Genomic DNA, 21,323 nt, shown 5'->3' on the forward strand with positions numbered 1-21,323 from the left:
GGAACATTTCAAAAATCAATATTTCTGAAAGAACTAACAGGACAAAAATAATAATTATACCTATTTGCCGGTGAAATGTAACTTATTTAAAACGAATTTATTAAACCGGCGGGAGTTATTTGCCCATTTATTTGCACACGAAAACCCTTATTTGGGAGATATCTGCTAGTCTTTGTCTTTGTAAAACGGATATACAATGTAGTTGTAAATGATACAGCCCACACAAAAATTCATAACTGAATCCATAAATGACAGCGCCATTAAAATACCGGCTACAATTAAGGCACCTGTTGTGTATCCAAGCAGTTGTAAAATTAAAGAAGTAAGGGCACAAATTACTCCCAGACGCGATGCAAAAACTTTTTGCGCAAGATTGATGGGCTTTTTAGGTAGTTTTAATGCTGAAATTATTGAAAATGCAATGTAACGTAAAGGGCTGTATTCCATCTTCCAGATTGCTCTGATAAAATAATCGGCTGCAACAATTCCAATAAACAACGGATTTTTAGTATAAATAAAAAATCCCATGAGGATTACATTAAGAAAAACAGTTAACCGACTAACCTTACTGTCAATTTTCTCAATGGAAACGGGGCATACAATTCCTTGAATCTTCATACTTTGTTTTTAATGATGAAATAAAATGGTTAATAGTTAGTTACTTCAACAAGCAAACAACGAAATTGGTTTAAGAAGCGAATTTTTTTGGACGCAGGTCTCCCGAAAAAGGAATATGTGTGAGATTTGACATTTATCTTTTTATTAACCGCACCATTCTTAGTGCTGTATCGAGAAAGATAATACGTGGATTTCCGTTCATGCCAATGTGTTTTATGCCCAGTTCAAATTCTTTCGAAATTGGTATTATGTTTCTTTCGTTAATAAACGGTGCAAATTTTTTTCCCCAATCCTGTTCCTCGCGATTTAAATAAACAAGATTCATTTTTTTCATATTGAAAATAAAATATTCACGAACCAAACGAAGAGCAGCATCGAAAAACGATTTTTGTTTGTCGCGGCCAATTGCAGCCATTTCATCAGCCCAATTTATCAGATCCAGAACCTGACGAGAGTAAGCAAACCGCATCATTTCCTGAAATTTCAGAAAATAAAACTGGTTATCCTCTCCCGGAGTAAGGTATTCGAGCGCTTTGATATAACTTCCATTTGCAAGGTGAACCGCATCTGGTATAACACCGGGATCTGCATCTGTTTTTTCCAAAAGGGCATTTTTAATCGATTCGTTGTCGATAAACGGAACCTTTACAAGTTGTGCCCTTGAACGAATGGTGGAAATTATGGCTTCTTCATTTTCGGAAATGAGCAGGAAAAGTGTTTTGTTTGGCGGCTCCTCGATTAGTTTTAGTAATTTGTTTGAACAACTGATGTGCATTTTTTCCGGTAGCCAAATCACCATCACTTTAAATTCCGATTCAAACGATTTAAGATTCAGCTTCCGGTAAATGGAGTCGCTTTCCCGTTCGTAAATTAATCCCTGTGCATTTCCGGCGTCAATTGAACTAAGCCATTGGCTAAGATTAAAATAATGGTTTTTAAACACCATCTCGCGCCACTCTTTTATAAAATCATCACTCACCGGATTTTTAAATTTGGGTGAGTTAAATACCGGGAAAACAAAATGCAAATCGGGGTGAGCCAGTTTTTGATATTTGTGGCACGACGGGCAGGTTCCGCATGAATCCGTTTCCGTACGGTTACGGCACGAAATATATTGTGCATAAGCCAAAGCCAACCCTAATTTACCCGTGCCTTCGGGGCCGGCAAAAAGTTGGGCATGACTGATTCTTTCGTCCTTGACCGAGCGGATTAACCGTTGTTTTATATCGTTTTGTCCAATTACGTCGCTAAAAAACATGGGTTAAAAATAACCAAATATCAAAGACCAGATAACAATTGTTGGTAATTGTTTGAAATTTGGCAGCCTTATGGCAATTTTCGAAAATTGCAGTGCGTTATGCTGAACGTGTTTCAACAATTTAATTATTGGAAAGAGATTCGGACATGATTTAGGAATGACGAAAAGATAAACGAAAGTCAATATCACACTATCCGCAGTTTGAGGTATTTGAAGTTTATTACAACATTAAATTCGGTTTACTTAAAAATCACTCCTGTTTTTCACGAGATTAATTTCTTATCTTTGGTTGATTTTCGAAAAAACTCAAAAAAATAATAAAATGCAAACTATTAGTAGCTACGATTTTAAAGGCAAAAAAGCCCTCATTCGTGTTGATTTTAATGTGCCGTTAAATGAGAATTTTGAAATTACTGACGACACCCGTATGCGGGCTGCACTTCCTACTATCAAAAAAATTATTGAAGGTGGTGGTTCTCCTATCATCATGTCCCACCTTGGCCGTCCGAAAAACGGACCGGAAGATAAATTCTCTTTAAAACCATTGGTTGCTCATTTGTCTGAATTACTTGATGGTGCAACTGTAAAAATTGCTCCGGATTGTATTGGCGAAGAAGTGAAAAAAATGGCTGACGAAATCAAACCGGGTGAAGTTTTGATTTTAGAAAACCTGCGTTTTTACAAAGAAGAAACCGCCGGTGACGAGGAATTTGCAAAAAAACTGGCTGAAAACGGCGACTGCTGGGTAAACGATGCTTTTGGAACGGCGCACCGTGCACACGCTTCTACAGCTGTTATCGCTAAATATTTTCCGAACGACAAAATGTTTGGTTACCTGATTGAAAGCGAAGTTGAAAGTTTGGATAAAGTGGTTAAAAGCCCGCAACGCCCGTTAACTGCAATTATGGGTGGTGCAAAAGTTTCTTCAAAAATTACCATCATCGAAAACTTGTTGAGCAAAGTTGACAACCTGATTTTAGGAGGTGGAATGACTTATACTTTTGTAAAAGCGAACGGCGGAAAAGTTGGTGATTCAATTTGCGAAGACGATTTTATTGAAACAGCAAAAAATATTGAAAAACTGGCCAAAGAAAAAGGCGTAAAACTGATTATTGCTACCGATGTAGTTGCTGCCGATGCATTTAGCAACGATGCTAACACAAAAATTTGTGCGGCCAACGAAATTGCTGACGGATGGCAAGGTTTGGATGCTGGTCCGGAAAGTGTTGCTCAAATGAAAGAAGTGATTGAAAATTCAGGAACAATTCTTTGGAACGGCCCGGTTGGTGTTTTCGAAATGGAAACATATGCTGCCGGAACAAAAGCGGTTGGTGCTGCTATTGTTGAAGCAACTAAAAAAGGTGCTTTTTCATTGGTTGGTGGCGGCGACTCGGTTGCGGCGGTTAACCAATTCGGAATTGCTCCCGGAGTATCATACATTTCAACTGCCGGTGGTGCATTGTTGGAATACCTCGAAGGAAAAGTTCTTCCCGGGGTTGCGGCTGTTCGTGGCGAATAGACAAAAGCAAACAATATATTTGAAAGGCCCGGTTCATTTTTTGCGAATCGGGTTTTTTATGATGTTAAATTGAATTATCTTTAAATTAAAAATGACAAAAAAAGCCGATCTGGTAAGTGGATTGTATCCAAAATTTAATTGCGCACAGGCAACGTTTGTTCTTTTTGCTCCTGAACTGGAACTGGATGAGAAAGTAGCTTTAAAAATTGCCAGTGGTTTTGGAGGAGGAATGGCTTGCGCAGAAACCTGTGGAGCTGTTACCGGTTCCTACATGGTTATTGGGATGAAACACGGACATACAACTTCAGATCCAACCGACAAAGCAATTACCAAATCTAAAGTTATAAGGTTTAACGAATTGTTTCGGGAGAAACATGGGGCATTAACCTGTAAAGTGCTAACAGGTTTTGATATTTCAACGCCCGAAGGAGCCAATGCCGCTCTTGAAGCCGAGGTATTTCAAAAAAAATGTCCTGAATTTATTAAAACAGCATGTACAATTTTGGAGGAGAATTTCTAAGATATAGTTTGAACGTTTCTACCAGGAAACGATAGATTTTGCTGCAACACCTATCTGTTGATTAAAACAAAAGTTCTATTGAGTTGTTTTTAATTGTGTAGAATCTAAAGTTTATTTGCTATGAAATATAATGTAAGTACAACAGATCGTTTATTAAGAATAATTCTTGGTTTAATTATTGCAATTTTAGGAGTTGTTTTTGACAGTTGGTGGGGATTAATAGGAATTATCCCACTGGCTACAGGCCTTTTTAAAGTTTGTCTATTGTATATGCCTTTTAACATTTCTACCCTTAAAAATAAAGAATAGGAAAAAATTTTATAAAAGAACGGGGAGTAAATACTTTCCGTTTTTTTGTGGGTTAAACCGGCCTCTAAAAATCGGTAGCTGACTCTTTGTAGATCGACTGTTCTTCAGTTTTTTTAAGATCTGTTTGGTTCGTTTGTTTACAAAAATATTAAATAGTATCCACATTTTTATTTGCTGAAATAAAGTTGTTTTTACATTTTTACCGCTCCAAAATTATCAAATGAAACTATGAATGTCAGAAATTTAATTATCGTTTTAACCACCATAATATTTATGTCAGTTTTGGCTTGTGATTCCAAAAAATCCAACAAAAAAATTCAAACGGAATTGGATAAAGACTGGTTTTTTCGTCAAAGTGGAGCAACTGAGTGGTTATCGGCTACTGTCCCGGGAACGGTTCATACCGACTTGATGGCGCACGGGAAAATAGAAGACCCGTTTTACCGGTTAAATGAACACGACGTTCAATGGATTGACAAAGCAGATTGGGAGTACAAGACCACTTTTACTGCCGATGAAGATTTGCTGGCGAGAGATAAAATAGAACTTGATTTTAAGGGCTTAGATACTTATGCTGACGTTTTTGTCAATGGTAAACAGGTTTTGGAGGCTGACAATATGTTCAGGGAATGGACAGCGGACATGAAAGACGCGATACGGGAAGGTGAAAATGAGTTGCTTATTATTCTTCGTTCTCCTATAGTTGAGGGCATAAAAAAATACGACGCACAGGGTTATGAAATCCCGGTTTCCGACAACGATTTAGCTGAAATCGGACAGGTGGAAGATGGAAAGAAGGTAAGTGTGTATACGCGCAAGGCCGGATATCATTTTGGCTGGGACTGGGGGCCTCGACTGGTGACCAGCGGAATATGGCGTCCGGTTTATATTAGAGCCTGGGATTTGGCGAAAATTGAAAACCTTCAGATTGTTCAAAATGATGTAACGGAAGAGCTTGCAGCTTTTACAGCCGTGTTTGAAATTACAGCGCTTGAAAATCAAACAGCAACCCTTTTTGTAAAAAGCGATAGTCTGCAGTTGGCTTCTTCACAGGTTCAGTTAAAAGCCGGAACAAACAAATATTCGGTTGACTTTCAAATTGAAAATCCTAAACTTTGGTGGACCAACGGTTTGGGCGACCCTCATTTATATAATATTTCAGCGAATGTTAAAATAGAGGATCTCAACCTTGCTGAGACTACGCGGATTGGTATTCGAACTCTCGAATTGGTTAGAGAAGAGGACGAGGATGGCAAATCATTTTATTTCAAATTGAATGGACATCCTGTTTTTATGAAAGGTGCCAATTATATTCCCAACGATGTTTTTTTGCCACGGGTAAGTGATGAGAATTATCAAAAGGTTGTTGAAACAGCCAGACAGTCAAATTGTAATATGTTGCGTATTTGGGGCGGTGGCATTTACGAGAATGATATTTTTTATGATCTGTGTGATGAAGCCGGCATACTTTTGTGGCAGGACTTTATGTTTGCCTGTGCGATGTTTCCGGGCGATGAAGCGTTTTTAGACAACGTAAAACAGGAAGCTGTAGATAATGTAAAGCGTTTACGGAATCACCCAAGTATTGCTTTATGGTGTGGAAATAACGAAATTCTTGCAGCCTGGAAAGGCTGGGGGTGGGAAAAGGCAGAGCGAGCCAAAAGTGAAGAAAATGCCGACAAAATCTGGCAATCTTATGTCGATATTTTCCATAAAGTTTTACCTGATGTAGTAAAAGAATATGACCCGCAAAGGAGTTACTGGGGATCAAGCCCCTCTTCGGGCCTGGGCATTCCAGCCGATTTGGTAAACGGAGACGAACATTACTGGGGCGTTTGGTGGGGGAAAGAGCCATTTGAAACCTATGCAACTCATTTAGCCCGGTTTATGAGTGAATATGGTTTTCAATCGTTTCCCGAAATGGCATCGGTTGAGAAATACGCGCTTCCGGAAGACTATGATATTTTTTCAGAAGTAATGAAATCTCACCAGCGTTCTTCCATTGGTAACGGGACAATCGAATATTACATGAACCAGGAATACAATACTCCAAAAGATTTTGAGTCGTTTTTGTATGTTAATCATGTTTTGCAGGCCGAAGGGATTAAATTTGGATTGGAAGGACACCGCCGGGCGATGCCTTATTGTATGGGAAGTTTGTATTGGCAAATTAACGATGTGTGGCCGGTAGCATCATGGAGTTCAACCGATTATTACCAAAAATGGAAGGCCTTACAGTATTATGTAAAAAAAGGTTTTGAACCGGTTTTGGTTAGTCCGTATATTGATGGGGCAAAATTCAGGGTAGGAATTGTGAACGACAGATTACAACCGGTTAATGCTGAGCTCTACTTGAGGTTGATGGATTTTGACGGACAGGTAATTTGGGAAGAAGCTTCACTGGTCGAAATTCCGGCCAATTCAAGCGATGACTATTTTGATGTTAACCGATGGGAGTTTACCTACAGAAAGAGTCTGCAAAACCTGGTATTTTCAGCAGAATTGAGAGAAAATGGAGAGATAATATCAAAAAACAATTTCTATTTCAGGCCATACAAGGAATTGAGGGTTCCAACACCAAAAATTGAATATGCCCTGGAAAAAGATGACGATGGCTATACAATTGATTTGAAAACGGACAAACTGGCTAAAAATATTTATCTGCAAATTGGAAATGAAGAAGGATTTTTCTCTGATAATTATTTTGATCTGCTGCCGATGGAGAGTGTGGGAATCCATTTGAAAACCAACATTTCGGAGGCCCGTTTAAATGAAGTGTTGACAATAAGAACACTGGAAAGTGCCTTTTAATAGCCGAAACATATCATATTCTGAAAATAAAAGCTGTCTTTTGTAAATAGAAAGACAGCTTTTTATTTCTTTTTATAGAATTGATCTTTAAATTATATCCAAATTTTTTCCAACCTTGATAAATGCGTTAACTGCATTGTCAATTTGTTCTGTTGAATGAGCAGCAGACAGTTGAACCCTGATTCTGGCTTTTTCTTTCGGAACAACCGGATAAACAAAACCGATGACATAAACCCCCTCTTTTAGCAGTTCATCAGCAAATTTAACAGCCAGCGGAGCATCATAAATCATTACCGGAACAATTGCTGTATCTCCTTGCACCAAATCAAAACCTGCGGCTTGCATTTTTGTTCGGAAGTGTGTTGCATTAGCCATGGTTTTTGCAGGTAGATCACCTGATTCTGAAAGCATATCAATAACTTTTAGCGTAGCTCCAACCGTAGCAGGGGCAAGGGTATTTGAGAACAAGTAGGGGCGTGAGCGTTGGCGCAACATCTCTATGATTTCTTTTCTGCCCGAAGTACAACCGCCGTTTCCTCCCCCCATGGCTTTCCCAAAAGTGGTTGTAATAATATCGATTTTGCCAAGCAAGCCAAAATGTTCTGCTGTTCCCCGTCCCGTTTTTCCAATGTAACCAGTTGCATGCGAATCGTCAACCATTACCAGTGCATCATATTTTTCAGCCAGCGCAACAATTTCCGGTAGTTTTGCCATATCGCCGTCCATTGAAAAAACACCATCGGTTACCACAATGCGATATTGTGCAGCTGCAGAATCAACCAAACATTGTTCCAGTTCCATCATGTTTGAATGTTTGTATCTGAAACGTTGCGCTTTACATAGGCGGACTCCATCGATAATAGAAGCGTGGTTTAGTTCATCTGAAATAATGGCAGATTCAGGTCCCAACAGAGGCTCAAAAACTCCGCCGTTTGCATCAAACGCGGCGCAGTATAAAATTGTATCTTCCGTTCCCAGAAATTCGGACACTTTTTCTTCCAGTTCTTTGTGAATTTGTTGTGTGCCACATATAAAACGAACCGAAGAAAGACCAAAACCCCAGTCGGTCATTATATCCTGTGCTGCTTTAACCACTTCAGGGTTATTGGCTAAACCAAGGTAGTTGTTAGCACAAAAGTTTAATACAGTTTTTTCTTCAACGACTTTAATTTCTGAACTTTGCGAAGATGTAATGATTCTTTCAGTTTTGTATAAACCTTGTTCTTTTAATTCTTCCAGTGTATTTTGCAGATCTTGTTTGATTTTTCCGTACATATAAGGACTTATTAAAGTTCAACACAAAATTATGGAATGACGTGGAAATAAAGAGTGATAAAAGACATAAATAAATATTCATTCCACATTAAATGCTTTCTTATATCTTTGCACCGAATTCAAAAAAAGAGCAATGAGCAATTCAAAAGTTCGGGTACGTTTTGCCCCAAGTCCAACTGGTCCACTGCACATGGGCGGAGTTAGAACCGCTTTATTTAATTACCTTTTTGCAAAAAAAAATGGCGGAGATTTTATCCTTCGTATTGAAGATACTGACCAAACCCGCTTTGTGCCGGGAGCGGAGGAATACATTATTGAGAGTTTGAAATGGTGCGGGTTGAATCCGTTGGAAGGCCCCGGAATTGGCGGTGATTTTGGACCATACAGGCAAAGCGAAAGAAAGGAGCTGTATAAAGGATATGCAGATCAACTGGTGGAATCGGGCCGGGCATATATTGCTTTTGATACTCCTGAAGAAATTGACACACTACGTAAGGAAGCCGAAGCAAATAAAGCAACTTTTTCCTACGGAATCGGAACACGCGAAAATCTCAATAATTCATTGAATTTATCTGCTGAAGAGGTTCATAAAAAACTAGAAGCAGGTGATAATTACGTTATCCGTTTTAAAATGCCGGAAGATTTGGATGTTACGGAAGACGATTTAATTCGTGGGACTGTGACGTTTAATACAACAAAAAGTCTCGACGACAAAGTGCTTTTTAAATCGGATGGAATGCCCACATACCACCTTGCCAATGTGGTTGATGACCATTTGATGAAAATTACACATGTTATTCGTGGAGAAGAGTGGCTGCCTTCGATGCCGCTGCATGTGCTGTTATATAAAGCACTGGGCTGGGAAGAAACCAAACCCCGGTTTGCGCATTTACCGCTTATTTTAAAGCCGGTTGGCAAAGGGAAACTAAGTAAACGCGATGGCGATAAGATGGGATTTCCTGTTTTTCCACTGGAGTGGAAAGACCCGAAAACCGGAGATATTTCCCGAGGTTATCGCGAGGATGGTTATTTCCCCGAAGCTTTTATCAATTTGCTGGCTTTATTAGGATGGAATCCCGGAACCGAGCAGGAATTCTTTTCGATCGAAGAATTATCTGAAATTTTTAGTCTGGAACGTGTGGTGAAATCGGGTTCGCGTTTTGATCCTGAAAAGGCCAAGTGGTTTAACAAACATTATTTTCAGCAAAAAACAGAAACGGAATTAGCCCGGCTTTTTAAACCGGTTTTGACGGGCAAGGGTGTTGCTGCAAGCGATGAAAAAATTGTACGTGTTGTAGCTGAAGTAAAAGAACGTTGTGAGTTTGTTTCTGATTTGTGGGAGCAAAGTCATTTCTTTTTTGAAGCACCTGAATCTTACGATGAAAAAACTGTAAAAAAACGCTGGAAAGAAGATACGCCCGGGAAACTTTCTGCTATTGCCGAGCTTTTTGAAAATATAGAAGATTGGAAAGCAGAGTCGATTAAAGAACCATTTTCCGTTTTTATGAATGAAAAAGAGTGGAGCTTCGGGGCAATCATGAATCCGCTTCGTTTGTGCCTGGTTGGTGGAAACCTGGGGCCCGATTTATTTGTAATCTGCGAAATACTGGGCAAAGAAGAAACCATTTCCAGAATAGAATCAGCAGTTAAAATTATCTCAATTTGATTTTTTACAAATTCTTCTGTAAACAAAAATAAAATCTGATTTAGATTTTCACATATAAAATCAATTTGCAACCGTGAAATATTAAATTTTTATTTTAGATTTTCACGCATGAAATTGTATATTTACCGTGAAAATTTAAAATATAATGATGATTAGAAGGAGAATTATTAACAATATAAATGAATCATTAGCTTATTTTCCGGTAGTTTCGATAATAGGCCCCAGGCAGGTAGGAAAAACAACGCTGGCCAAACAAATCATAACAGAAATTCAAACTCCTTCAATTTATCTGGATTTAGAACGAACTTCAGATATCTTTAAACTAGATAATGCGGAACTTTTTCTGTCACAACACAAAGACAAATTAGTAGTAATTGATGAAGTTCAACTTAAGAAAGATTTATATCCTTTGCTGCGCTCTCTGGTTGACGAAGCCAACAAACCTGGTCAGTTTTTGTTGCTTGGCTCTGCTTCACCTGAATTAATCAGGCACTCATCAGAATCTTTGGCCGGAAGAATTGCTTATCATCAATTATATCCTATCGACATGCTTGAATCGCCTGACACTATTTCACAAAATGATTTGTGGCTTAGAGGTGGATTTCCAAAGGCTTTATTGGCAAAAAGCGAGGACCGCGCTCAACAATGGCTGGCCAATTTTATCAGCACCTATTTGAATCGGGATTTGTTACAGTTGGGCTTAAATGCTTCACCAAACGTAATTCGTAACCTTTGGTCTATGATGGGCCATTTAAATGGACAGTTGCTAAATGCAACAGCAATCGGAAAATCTCTGGGATTAAGTACGCCAACAGTTAAAAAATATATCGACTTCCTCGAAGAAGCATTTTTGTTAAAAAGCCTGCACCCGTTTTCATGGAACATGCAGAAAAGATTGGTAAAATCACCTAAAATTTACCTTACAGACACTGGAATCTTACATCAGTTGCTTGGGATATCGGATTTTACAGATCTGGCTGGAAATCCGATTATTGGCAGTTCATGGGAATCGTTTGTAATAAATCAAATTCTCGCATTGAAAAAGAATAAAATTGATATCTATTTTTATCGTACACATCACGGGGCAGAAGTGGATCTGGTATTTACCAAAGGCTTAAATGTAGTTGCAACTGCCGAAATAAAATATTCAAACTCACCACATCTCACAAAAGGAAATTTTTTTGCATTTGACGATTTAAATGCACCAGTAAATTATGTGATTACGCCGTCATCTGACGATTATTTGATTAAAAATAATGTCAGGGTCTGTTCGTTGAGAACTTTTATTTTTAAATATTTTCCTTTACTCTGATTGCCAAGACATCATTATTGCAATTATATATCAACGAACATTCTCCAGAGGTTAATCGTTGTTCTGGTGTTATCTGTTTCAAATAGTAAACATAAGAACATTAACGATTACCGAATGAATGACCAAACAAAAACCAGTCTCCCGCGAAATGTATGGATTCTGACCGCTTCTCAGGCTTTAATTTTATCTGTAAGTTCAATGGTGGTATTTGTGGGGGGACTGGTAGGGGCTCAGCTTGCACCACTTGAAAATCTGGCAACATTACCTGTTGCAAGTATTGTTGTGGGGACTGCCGTTACAATTCCACCGGTTACTTTTTTAATGAACAAAATCGGACGACGGCGTTCATTTTTTATTATTGGCATATATTCGGTACTTGTAGCTTTTTTAGCCAGTTATGCTATTTCTGCCTCAAATTTCTATCTGTTTTGTTTTAGTACGTTTTTGTTTGGGGCAACTTATTCCTGTGTGATGCAATTCCGGTTTGCGTCAATGGAAAGTGTTTCAGAAGAGTTGATTCCAAAGGCCGCGTCGATGGTTTTGGTAGGAGGTATTGCTGCTGCATTTTTAGGGCCGGAAATTGCTCTTTTTGGCAAGGATTTATTAAAAGTAGAATTTGCTGGTTCGTTTATTTTATTGGCAGGATTATTTGTGATTGCGATGTTTTTTCTAACAGGTTTCAAAAATCCGATCCCTAGGGAAACAGCCAATGAAAGTCTGCAGCGGCCATTAAAGGAAATATTTAAACAACGCGTGTTTTGGGTTTCTATATTAAGTGCCACCATTGGATATGCTGTCATGAGTTTTATAATGACAGCCACTCCAGTTAGCATGCACGTTATGGATGGACATTCGCTTAGCCACACAAAATGGGTTATTCAAAGCCATATTGTAGCTATGTTTTTGCCCTCGTTAATTACAGCGTGGATCATCAAAAAACTGGGACTGTCTAAAATGATGATAACCGGATTGGTTGCGTATTTGATTTGTATAGCCATTGCATTTGCCGGAAAGGATTTAGGCAATTACTGGGTATCGCTTATTTTACTTGGTGTGGGCTGGAACTTTTTGTTTATCGGAGCAACAACTTTACTTCCGCAATGTTATAAACCCAGCGAGCGGTTTAAGGTGCAGGCGGTAAACGATTTTGTAATTTTTGGAACACAGGCAGTTGCTTCACTTTCTGCCGGTTGGTTTATATTTGCAGTGGGATGGAAGGTTTTGCTTTTGATTAACCTGCCGTTTATTTTGGCTCTTTCGGTGGTGATTTTAAAGTGGCGAACAAAAAAAGCTTAATGAAAATTTGTTTAAAGTAGTTTTTGATTTTTGTGTTGATTGCTAATATTTTAAAAATTGTGTGACATCTGGAGTCTTTATTTTCAGCTATTCATCTCTCAATGCTTCTGTTCCAAATCTTTTTGTTACCGGTAATCTATACTTTACTCATATCGTAATGCCTCGACCGGATTCCGGGTAGCCGCTTTCCAGCTTTGAAAACTTACCGTTAATAAAGCAATCCCCAGGGCCAGTAACCCGGCTACTAAAAATATCCACCAATTCAAACCGGTTTTGTAAGCGAAGTTTTCGAGCCACCTGTTCATTGTGTACCAGGCAACCGGGCTGGCAATAATAAACGCAGCACCCACCCACATCAGATAATCTCTGTTAAGCATGGTAACTATTTCAGAGACCCGTGCACCATTTACTTTTCTTACACCAATTTCTTTTACCCGGCGTTGGGTGCTTATAAGTGCCATGCCAAATAATCCCATGGAACTGATAAACAAGGCAATTATTGTAAAAACAGAGAGCAATCTTGCCTGCAACAGTTCGGCTTTATAAACTTTTTTATACATGGCACCTACATGTTTGTACTGAAAAGGATATTCCGGGAACAATGAGTTCCAAACCGTTTTCATATCATTTAAAGCCTGAGCCTGCATTTCAGGTTTATAAGAAATCACTAAATTAATCAGCCATAAATTTTCACGTTTAAAAAAAACAAGAGGTTCAACAGCGTTTTTCAGGCTTTGAAGATGAAAGTCTTTCACCACTCCAATAATTTTACCACCCGGAATTTCGATTCCCGAGCCGGGAGCTGAAAAAATTAACTTAAATTCTTTGCCGGTTATTTTATCCGGTTCGGAATACCCTAAGCGGTGCATTGCGGCTTCATTTATAATATATTCGCCTGAACCGTCAGCGTCGGTGTTTTTTTTAGAAAAGTTTTCTCCGCTTAAAAATCGCAGATTAAAAATAGAGGTAAAGGAATAGTCACAGGGAAATACGCCGATCCTGTCATATTCCTGGTTCTGTTCATCTGTTTTATAACCTTCCATTTCAAAAGGGAACATGTCGTTTGCTTCGCCTCCCGGAGGTTCCATCATGGCAGAAACGGATTCAATACTATTGTATTTCAGCAACTCTTCTTTTAAAACTTTAAATTTTTGCTGTATGCTTGAGTGCACCGATTCAAAGCAAACAATGTTATCTTCATTTACTCCAATACTACTGTTTAATGCGTATTTTGTTTGTTTTGAAATAACAATTACAGAGACAATCAGGGCAATGGAAAATCCGTATTGAAAAATAATTAATGCACTGCTAACTCTTCCTTTCGCCATTTTCGGAGAAGCATTTCTTTTTGTTCTGATTCTGAATGAAGAAGAGTCAAAATTTAAAACAGGTGTCATGCCAGGAATTAGTGCAGACAAATTGAATAAAAGAACAATAACAGCTACAGAAAATGTATTCCCGTTTAACAGATTCAATCCGTACATTTTTGCTATCAGAGAGTTTATAGGAAAAGCTATCATCAGGGCAAGTACGGAAGTTGCTGCAACAATAAACAATCCTTCAATAAAAAAATAACTGACAATAGAATATTTTGATGATCCTAAAAGTTTGTTTACAAACATGTATTTAGCACTAAATCCGGCCATTCCCATGTTTAAATTGGCATAGTTACTTATGGAAATAAGAAGTAAAATAAGTGCTGCAATTGTCAGGACATAAATATTTGTAAGACTCCCGGCCGGTTCTATTTCCCTGAGTTTGTGCGATTTTAAATGGATATCACCAAGTTTTTGTAAATATACCTGCGTATTCATTTCCTCCGGATTTGTCTCCCGGTTATTCTTTAAGTAGGCTGAAATACCCGATTTTACATTTTCAGGATTGGCATTTTCAGCCAGCAGAAGGTAGGTCCATGCCCACGAATTGGCGAACTGATCTGCACCGGGAGTAGTTATAAAATCGGGATGGAAATGACTGTTTGAAGGGAAATCTTTCATCATTCCCTGCACCGTGAAGTCCTGCGTTTCGCCGTAAAACTGGCCAGCCGGCAGTGTCAATATTTTCCCGACAGGATTTGTATCTCCGAAAACTTTTTTTGCGAAACTTTCGGTTACGACCATTGATGCCGGATTTTCCAGAACTTTTTGTTTATCGCCAATTAAAAGCCTGGCATCAAAAACCTGGAAAAAAGTACTGTCGCATTCGAATGCTTCATTGATGTTGTAAAATCTTTCGTCGTATTTTATAAGCCCGCCTCTAACAGGCATTAGGCGGGTGAAGTTTTCCAATTCAGGAATTGCTTCTTTTAATTGGGGAATGTAGCCGGGATTAATTGTTCGGGCAAAATGCTTTCCACCTAAAAAATCAGGTTCGGTTATGGTATACCTGTAAATCCTTTCCGATTTTGAATGATAGCTGTCGTAACTCAGCTCATTTTTGAGAAATAAAGCTATAAAGACGATTCCTGTCAAAGCGAGGCTTAACCCAATTACCTTTACAAGGTTTAAAAAAGGATGTTTTAACAGGTTTCGTATTACTACTTTTAGAATCATTGCATCTGATTTTTCGTATTTTGAATCTAATGATACAAAATCTGAAGGACATCATTAAAATTCAAATCGACAAATTTAGTGTGGCCTGCAACAATCGTGATATTTGCGATTTGTTTTTTGCTACTTCAAAAAATCATTTTCTGTTTTCTACCTGATAGTCTTCCCGAATGAGTCCATCAATTAATTTGACAACGCGGGTTCCGTATTGTGCAAAATCTTCATTGTGTGTTACCTGGATAATTGTCATTCCTTCCTCATTCAGCTTTTTCAACAATTTCATTATCATTTCGCCTTGTTCTGAATGCAGGTTTCCGGTTGGCTCATCGGCAAGCAACAATTTTGGGCTTCCAATTATTGCCCGGGCAATGGCTACCAACTGCTGCTGTCCACCTGAAAGCTGGCTGGGGAACAAATCTTTTTTTGCAACCATATTAAAACGGTCGAGCAGGTCGGCTACCATAGCTTTTCGTTCTTTTCCTTTTACACTTCGGTAAACCAAAGGTGTTTCAATGTTTTCATATACATTCAGTTCGTCGATGAGATGAAAGGCCTGAAAGATAAAACCAATATGGCTGCGATGGTATTGCACCTTTTGTTTTTCTTTGATTTTATGGGCAGGTTCATCCCAGAAATAATACTCGCCCGCACTCGCTTCATCCAACAATCCAATAATATTAAGTAAAGTAGATTTGCCGGCACCACTGGGGCCCATAATGGTTACAAACTCACCTTGTTTTACTTCCAGGTTTACCCCTTTTAAAATAAAGGTTCGTTGAAATTTAGCGTCGTAATACTTGTCGATTTTTTTTAATTGTATCATATCTTTAGCTGTTAATTGTCTGAATCAGGATTTAATGATTTTAGGATTACTTCCTTTTAAATAATCTTTTAACCTGAAGACTGGCAGAACCAAAATTTATCAATAATCCTTTCTTTATATTGTAAGCTGTCAAATAATTTAATCCTTGAGCTAAATGTACATTTTCAAGTTGGATGATGGCTTTTATTTCAACCATCACTTTTTCTTCAATTATAAAATCAGCCCTCCTTTTTCCCACCTCAATACCTTCATAAAAAATGGGCATTTCTTTCTCTCTTTCATAATTTATACTTTGCTTTTCTAATTCTGTTGCCAAACATCTTTGGTATATGACCTCTTGAAAGCCATTGCCAAGAGTATTGTGAATGTTCATTGCACAACCAATAATTTTGTAGGTCAAATTGTCATCAATTTTCTCCATCTCTTAAATCCTGTTCATCTTGTAAATCCCGATTCTGACATTTTATTCATACCTCAAACTATCTACCGGATTTCGGGTCGCTGCCTTATACGACTGGAATGAAACAGTTAACAAGGCAATTGCCAGGGCCAATACTCCTGCAATGGCAAAAAGCCACCAACTCAAAGAGGTTTGATAGGCGAAATTTTCGAGCCACCGGTGCATCGCGTACCATGCAGCCGGAACAGCAATTACAACGGCTATAATCACCCATGTAAGGAAATCTTTGTTAAGCATCTCCACAACTTCAGTAACCCTGGCACCGTTTACTTTACGAATGCCAATTTCTTTTGTTCGTTTTGAAATCGTGATTAAAACAACACCAAACAATCCCATTATTGCCAATGATATTGATAACAACGAAAATGCAGTTATTAGTTTGGCCTGATTTTGTTCTCTTTCATAAAATTGGTTAATCTGGTCCGTTAAATATGTAACTTCAGATACCGACTCGGGTGAGATTTGGCTTACCAGTCTGTCGATTGTTTCAATTATTGATTTGTCATTTTTTCCGTTTGTTTTGACAGCCAGCAACCGCATCTTTTCAGGGTGTTGCTGTAGTATTACCATGGGTTGAATAAGCGAATGTAACGAATGGGCATTAAAATCTTTAACAATTCCACGGACTGTAAATCCGTTCAATAAATCACCTGCTTTAATATCATATTCCAACGCTGTAGATTCGTTGATAATTATATTTGTTCTGCCATCCTGCTTGAATTCCCCAAAAGCTTCACCATCTATAATTTCCATTCCCAAAAGAGGAATCATCCCTTTTCCCATAATTAATCCGTCGAATCTTACTGTTTCTTCCTCTGTTCTTAATTTAATCGGAAGAAAGGCATTAAAAGGTGGTATAAATGAAGAGCCAGCTGTGGAAATTACATTTGGATTTTGCTCCAATTCGTTTTGGATTACTTGTGCCTGTTTTTGTAACTCAGGACTGTTTAGCTCACAAACCAAAACATTGTTTGGGTCGATTGACTTAAAATTGGTGAGTCCGTAATTGATTTGTTTTTTAAAAGTAAAAACACTTACAACAAGAATAATAAAAATGGCAAAATGAAAGCTTAAAAATGAATGGTTTAATTTGTGGCTTTTTTGTTGTCGCTGCATTTTTCCGGTTAACAAAACTACTGCTGAAGTCCTGGAAATATTAGTTCCTATAAATATTCCCGAAAGCGTACCGGTAAGTAAAGTTACAGCAACGAGCATTCCCCAGGTTTGCCACATCCCAAAAACTTCTTCTCCTACAGTTTTCTGTAATGTTGAATTTATAAAAGGAATACCGGTGATAATAATAATTGCTGCCGGCATCAGACTTAAAGCAGAAATCATATTCGATTCAAGTAAAACCTGTTTTCTTATAATATTATTTGAAGCTCCCAACGCTTTTTTTGCCCCGATTTCTGTCAGGCGACTTAGTATTTTTGCCTTGGTCAGAAAAATATAATTGAGAATAGCTATAAATAAAATAACCAGTGCAATTCCGATGTAATATTTGAGTTCGTTGGCATTTCCTGTCCGGCTATAGATGTTTCCTGTCAAATTGTTGGAATCTAAATAGATATCGGTTGCCGGTTGTAAACGATATTCTGTTTCTTTGTACTTTTCCGCATCAAACGAAACCATCAAGTCTTTAATCTTTGAACTTACCGTTTCAGGACGGGTGCCTGGGCTTAAAAACAGATAGCTGTAGAAATAGTTGTTGTCCCAGTTTTGATAGTCGTTTTGAGTTGAACCATACTCACCAAACATACGTTGCGACAAACCTAAGACTTGTTCTGAAAGTTCTATATTGCCAACAAATTCGGGGTGAAGCGTTGAGTTTCCCGGGAAATTTTCGTAAACTCCACAAATTGTAAGGGGTAGAAAATTGTCTTTCAATTTAACATTCAAAGAGGCACCCAATACATTTTGAGTTTTAAAATATTTTTTGGCCATATCTTCAGAAATGGCTATTTCGGTAGGAGAGACGGCAGCTTTTCCGTATTTGAATTTTGTATTCAGAAGGGAAAAGAAGTTGTTGTCGGCAAAAGCGAAAAGGTCTTCCTCAATAACCCGGTTGCCGGAGTTTTTAATCTGAACCTGGTTCGTTTGATAAAACCGGAAAAAGTCATGAATTCCGGGGATTTTATCTTGTATTGACGGCGCTAAAGGATAGGGTGTTCTTGGATCGGTATCTTCAACAACTCTGTACACATTTTTATGGTCGGGAATGAAACGGTCGTACGAATGTTCGTGAATAATTAAAACTCCCAAAATAAAAATACAGCCCAGGCCAATTCCCAATCCCAGAATACTGATTGATGACTCGATTTTATTTTTTAAAATATTTCGAAAAGCAATTTTAATGTCGGTAATATTCATATTTCTACTTTTATTGGTTGACAGGGGATTCAAATCCGGTGCCTGTTTTGCAAGTTAAAGATTTTCAACTTAATAGTTTTTGATGTATTACCCTAAGTGTAAAAAAAATTGACAAAAAGTGTAAAAAAAATTGACAGGAACGATTACTTTTCCACCCGGACCTTGGTATGTTATTCATATTTTAACGCTTCAACCGGGTTAATCCGCGATGCCCTGTAGGAGTGAAACAAAACCGTAAATAATACTACTATACTTGCAATGATAAAAGCAACAACAAAGAACCAAAAATTAATACTCACTTTGTACGAAAAATTGCTTAACCATCTGTTCATAAAATAAAATGTCACCGGTATTGCAAGTAAGGTAGCAATAAGCACCATAAAAAAGTTTTCTTTCAGGAAAGAATAAACAATGGTTTTTTCTCCGCTGCCAAGTACTTTTTTTATTCCAATTTCTTTGGTACGGGTGCGTGCAATAAACAAAGTGAGCCCAAACAATCCAAAGGCAGCAATGAATAGTGAGAAGATAGCAAAAATGGAAATGATAATACTTAGATTCTTTTCGGAAGAATAGATGTTTTCAATCAGGTCTTCTATGGTTTGGTACTGAAAAGTACGGTCCGGGGCCATTTCTTTCCATTTCGATTCAAGTGTTGGTAAAAGATTCTCCAAAGTTCCGGGAACATAATTTATGGCAACCTGCTGAATATACTTGTCTGTCATCGTTAACATTGTGGGGGGGATGTCGCTGTGAATTGAATGAAGGTTGAAATCTTTTACAATTCCAATAATTGTTTTCCCGGCTACCTGTTTCCCCACAGGATCTTCTATCCCCAGATCTTTCACAGCAGTTTCATTAAGTATTGTGGCTCCATTCAGATCACTGCCAAATTCTTCAGAAAAGCTTCTTCCTTCAATAATATTTAACCCCATTGTCTCAGTAAAATTGTAGTCAACAGCCATGCCGTCAACTTTTATTTTTTGTGTCTGGTCTTCGAAATTCGGAACCATCATCGTCATTGAGCCGAGCATGGGAATACTGTGCATTGTTCCGGCAGCCATAGTTACATTGGGAATTGTTTTTATTTCGTCGATAAATGCCCTGTATTCCCTGAAATTGCGACCCAGCTCAAACAGCAGAATGTTTTTATTCTGATATCCCAAATCCTTTTTTAAAGCAAATTTGTATTGCGAACGAATAACCAGGGTTCCCGTTATAAATGAGCAAAATATGATAAGCTGAATAACAATCAATGAAAATCGCAAAACAGACTTTCTTTTACCCGAAGCGGCTGTATTTTTTAGAATGTTGATGACATTCAACCTTGATAAATAAGAGGAAGTGTAAAAACCGGAGGCAAATCCGATAACGATGGTGAGAAGGAGATAGATTAATATATAAACAACAATGTTGGAATCGATAATATAAAGCCTGGTCTGAAATAATTTTTCAGCATAAGGCTTGCCTGCCCAGGCTAACAATACTGCAAGAGGTAAAACATGGAACGCAAGGAAAATTGACTCGAAAAGTAATTGTGTTTTTATGGAGCGGATTTCTGCTCCGTTGGTTTTTCGAATACCGATTTCTTTAGCCCGCCCTGACGACACTGCTGTTGAAAGTATGATGTAGTTAAATGCCGCTACCAGAATAATTAGAAAAGCAATTGCAGAGAATATTCGAATGTTTTTCATATTCCCCTGAACACCGGAGTTCATAACTTCAGCAGAACGAAGATAAACATCGGAGAGATTTTGGAGGACATATTTTTTTGCTGGTTTTTCTCCCATATTTTTCACCTCGAGCTCCCTGAATTGCGGGTCAAGTGTTAAAGGATCGACATTTTGCTTTAGCATTACCCAGGTAGTCCAAAAATCCAAATCCCAGTTTACATCCGCGTTGGTAACCCTGAACGCCTGGTTGATGGGTTCCAGTGTCCATCTGCTGTTTATAAAACAATCTGCTCTTAATGTTGAGTTTATTGGAATATTTTCGAATACACCTTTTACTACAAATAATTGTTCTTTTCCATTGGCAAGACCAATAATTTCTTTTCCAATTGGATCTTCATCCGGAAAAAATTTCTCAGCCTGTTTTTGTGACAATACGATGGAGTTGGGATCATCGAGAATGTTATTCTTTGAACCGGTAAGCTTAAGGCTGAATATGTCAAATATTTCGGAATCGGTAGCCACTGCCTGACGTACCGGTATAAATTCTTCATTCTGCTTAAGGCTGAACCCGCGCATAAATTGCGCTCTGGTGGCGTATTCTACCTGAGGGAATTCGTCTTTTAATGCCGAAGCCAAAACATAGGGTGTTCCGGCCATAGTATTTTTAAATTCGAGGTAGTTGTTAACTATCCTGTAAATCTGTTTTCGGTTTTCATAGCCTCTGTTATAACTTATCTCGTTTATAATGTACAGCAAAATGATAAACGAAGCAGCCAGTGCCAAAGAGAGCCCCAATACGTTGATTCCGGCAAAAAGTTTGTTTTGTTTTAAAAAACGCAAGGTGGTTTTAAGATAGTTTTTAAACAT

General features: G+C 38.1%; 15 protein-coding genes and 1 pseudogene. 7 read left to right on the forward strand and 9 right to left on the reverse strand.

The genetic code is table 11. The features are described from left to right. Positions 1-165: 165 nt before the first annotated feature. Together GM418_RS13330 and GM418_RS13335 are read right to left on the reverse strand one after the other, a co-directional pair. A complete protein-coding gene (locus GM418_RS13330) occupies positions 166-618 on the reverse strand; it encodes a DUF4395 domain-containing protein (RefSeq protein ID WP_158867076.1) in 453 nt (150 codons plus the stop codon). 133 nt (positions 619-751) lie between these two features. Further along, complete coding sequence (locus GM418_RS13335) at positions 752-1,876, reverse strand: DNA polymerase III subunit (RefSeq protein WP_158867078.1); 1,125 nt, start codon at positions 1,874-1,876, stop codon at positions 752-754. Positions 1,877-2,198: 322 nt separating this feature from the next. On the opposite strand from GM418_RS13335, the gene GM418_RS13340 reads away from it, so the two are divergent. From GM418_RS13340 to GM418_RS13355, 4 genes are all read left to right on the forward strand, one after another. Next, positions 2,199-3,395 (forward strand): phosphoglycerate kinase, encoded by a 1,197-nt coding sequence (locus GM418_RS13340; protein ID WP_158867080.1) that lies wholly within the window; start codon positions 2,199-2,201, stop codon positions 3,393-3,395. 91 nt (positions 3,396-3,486) lie between these two features. Beyond that, positions 3,487-3,915: a C-GCAxxG-C-C family protein gene (locus tag GM418_RS13345; RefSeq protein ID WP_158867082.1), complete on the forward strand. Its 429-nt coding sequence runs from the start codon at positions 3,487-3,489 to the stop codon at positions 3,913-3,915. Positions 3,916-4,035: 120 nt separating this feature from the next. Beyond that, a complete protein-coding gene (locus GM418_RS13350; protein WP_158867084.1) occupies positions 4,036-4,224 on the forward strand; it encodes a YgaP family membrane protein in 189 nt (62 codons plus the stop codon). Positions 4,225-4,452: 228 nt separating this feature from the next. Further along, entirely contained in the window at positions 4,453-7,035 is a 2,583-nt protein-coding gene (locus GM418_RS13355; protein ID WP_158867086.1) for a beta-mannosidase, read from the forward strand. 87 nt (positions 7,036-7,122) lie between these two features. Here the strand turns inward: GM418_RS13355 and kbl are convergent, their stop codons facing one another. Continuing rightward, complete coding sequence (gene kbl, locus GM418_RS13360) at positions 7,123-8,310, reverse strand: glycine C-acetyltransferase (RefSeq protein ID WP_158867088.1); 1,188 nt, start codon at positions 8,308-8,310, stop codon at positions 7,123-7,125. Between the two features lie 133 nt (positions 8,311-8,443). Here kbl and gltX point away from each other — a divergent pair, with 133 nt between their 5' ends. The 3 genes from gltX (at position 8,444) to GM418_RS13375 (ending at position 12,584) form a co-directional block, all read left to right on the forward strand. Further along, positions 8,444-9,976: a glutamate--tRNA ligase gene (gltX, locus tag GM418_RS13365; RefSeq protein ID WP_158867090.1), complete on the forward strand. Its 1,533-nt coding sequence runs from the start codon at positions 8,444-8,446 to the stop codon at positions 9,974-9,976. Between the two features lie 145 nt (positions 9,977-10,121). Beyond that, a complete protein-coding gene (locus GM418_RS13370; protein WP_158867092.1) occupies positions 10,122-11,288 on the forward strand; it encodes an ATP-binding protein in 1,167 nt (388 codons plus the stop codon). Positions 11,289-11,402: 114 nt separating this feature from the next. Beyond that, a complete protein-coding gene (locus tag GM418_RS13375; protein WP_158867094.1) occupies positions 11,403-12,584 on the forward strand; it encodes an MFS transporter in 1,182 nt (393 codons plus the stop codon). A gap of 143 nt (positions 12,585-12,727) precedes the next feature. Here the strand turns inward: GM418_RS13375 and GM418_RS13380 are convergent, their stop codons facing one another. The 6 genes and pseudogenes from GM418_RS13380 to GM418_RS13400 form a co-directional block, all read right to left on the reverse strand. Beyond that, positions 12,728-15,136, reverse strand: a complete 2,409-nt coding sequence (locus tag GM418_RS13380) for an ABC transporter permease (RefSeq protein WP_158867096.1) — start codon at positions 15,134-15,136, stop codon at positions 12,728-12,730. A 133-nt stretch (positions 15,137-15,269) separates the two neighbouring features. Beyond that, positions 15,270-15,956 (reverse strand): ABC transporter ATP-binding protein, encoded by a 687-nt coding sequence (locus GM418_RS13385; RefSeq protein ID WP_158867098.1) that lies wholly within the window; start codon positions 15,954-15,956, stop codon positions 15,270-15,272. Positions 15,957-16,002: 46 nt separating this feature from the next. Then, entirely contained in the window at positions 16,003-16,377 is a 375-nt protein-coding gene (locus GM418_RS13390; protein WP_158867100.1) for a GxxExxY protein, read from the reverse strand. Positions 16,378-16,419: 42 nt separating this feature from the next. Continuing rightward, a complete protein-coding gene (locus GM418_RS32065) occupies positions 16,420-17,910 on the reverse strand; it encodes an ABC transporter permease (protein WP_425482384.1) in 1,491 nt (496 codons plus the stop codon). A 153-nt stretch (positions 17,911-18,063) separates the two neighbouring features. After that, a pseudogene (locus GM418_RS32070) lies at positions 18,064-18,786 on the reverse strand (ABC transporter permease); the annotation flags it as partial. 170 nt (positions 18,787-18,956) lie between these two features. Next, positions 18,957-21,323: an ABC transporter permease gene (locus GM418_RS13400; protein ID WP_158867104.1), complete on the reverse strand. Its 2,367-nt coding sequence runs from the start codon at positions 21,321-21,323 to the stop codon at positions 18,957-18,959.

Source organism: Maribellus comscasis, assembly GCF_009762775.1.
Taxonomy (GTDB): domain Bacteria; phylum Bacteroidota; class Bacteroidia; order Bacteroidales; family Prolixibacteraceae; genus Draconibacterium; species Draconibacterium comscasis.

What these genes read in the sequence shown, in the direction of transcription:
- GM418_RS13330 (WP_158867076.1), bottom strand. Translation starts at nt 618, where the DNA reads ATGAAGATTCAAGGAATTGTATGCCCCGTTTCCATTGAGAAAATTGAC.
- GM418_RS13335 (WP_158867078.1), bottom strand. Translation starts at nt 1,876, where the DNA reads ATGTTTTTTAGCGACGTAATTGGACAAAACGATATAAAACAACGGTTA.
- GM418_RS13340 (WP_158867080.1), top strand. Translation starts at nt 2,199, where the DNA reads ATGCAAACTATTAGTAGCTACGATTTTAAAGGCAAAAAAGCCCTCATT.
- GM418_RS13345 (WP_158867082.1), top strand. Translation starts at nt 3,487, where the DNA reads ATGACAAAAAAAGCCGATCTGGTAAGTGGATTGTATCCAAAATTTAAT.
- GM418_RS13350 (WP_158867084.1), top strand. Translation starts at nt 4,036, where the DNA reads ATGAAATATAATGTAAGTACAACAGATCGTTTATTAAGAATAATTCTT.
- GM418_RS13355 (WP_158867086.1), top strand. Translation starts at nt 4,453, where the DNA reads ATGAATGTCAGAAATTTAATTATCGTTTTAACCACCATAATATTTATG.
- kbl (WP_158867088.1), bottom strand. Translation starts at nt 8,310, where the DNA reads ATGTACGGAAAAATCAAACAAGATCTGCAAAATACACTGGAAGAATTA.
- gltX (WP_158867090.1), top strand. Translation starts at nt 8,444, where the DNA reads ATGAGCAATTCAAAAGTTCGGGTACGTTTTGCCCCAAGTCCAACTGGT.
- GM418_RS13370 (WP_158867092.1), top strand. Translation starts at nt 10,122, where the DNA reads ATGATGATTAGAAGGAGAATTATTAACAATATAAATGAATCATTAGCT.
- GM418_RS13375 (WP_158867094.1), top strand. Translation starts at nt 11,403, where the DNA reads ATGAATGACCAAACAAAAACCAGTCTCCCGCGAAATGTATGGATTCTG.
- GM418_RS13380 (WP_158867096.1), bottom strand. Translation starts at nt 15,136, where the DNA reads ATGATTCTAAAAGTAGTAATACGAAACCTGTTAAAACATCCTTTTTTA.
- GM418_RS13385 (WP_158867098.1), bottom strand. Translation starts at nt 15,956, where the DNA reads ATGATACAATTAAAAAAAATCGACAAGTATTACGACGCTAAATTTCAA.
- GM418_RS13390 (WP_158867100.1), bottom strand. Translation starts at nt 16,377, where the DNA reads ATGGAGAAAATTGATGACAATTTGACCTACAAAATTATTGGTTGTGCA.
- GM418_RS13400 (WP_158867104.1), bottom strand. Translation starts at nt 21,323, where the DNA reads ATGTTTAAAAACTATCTTAAAACCACCTTGCGTTTTTTAAAACAAAAC.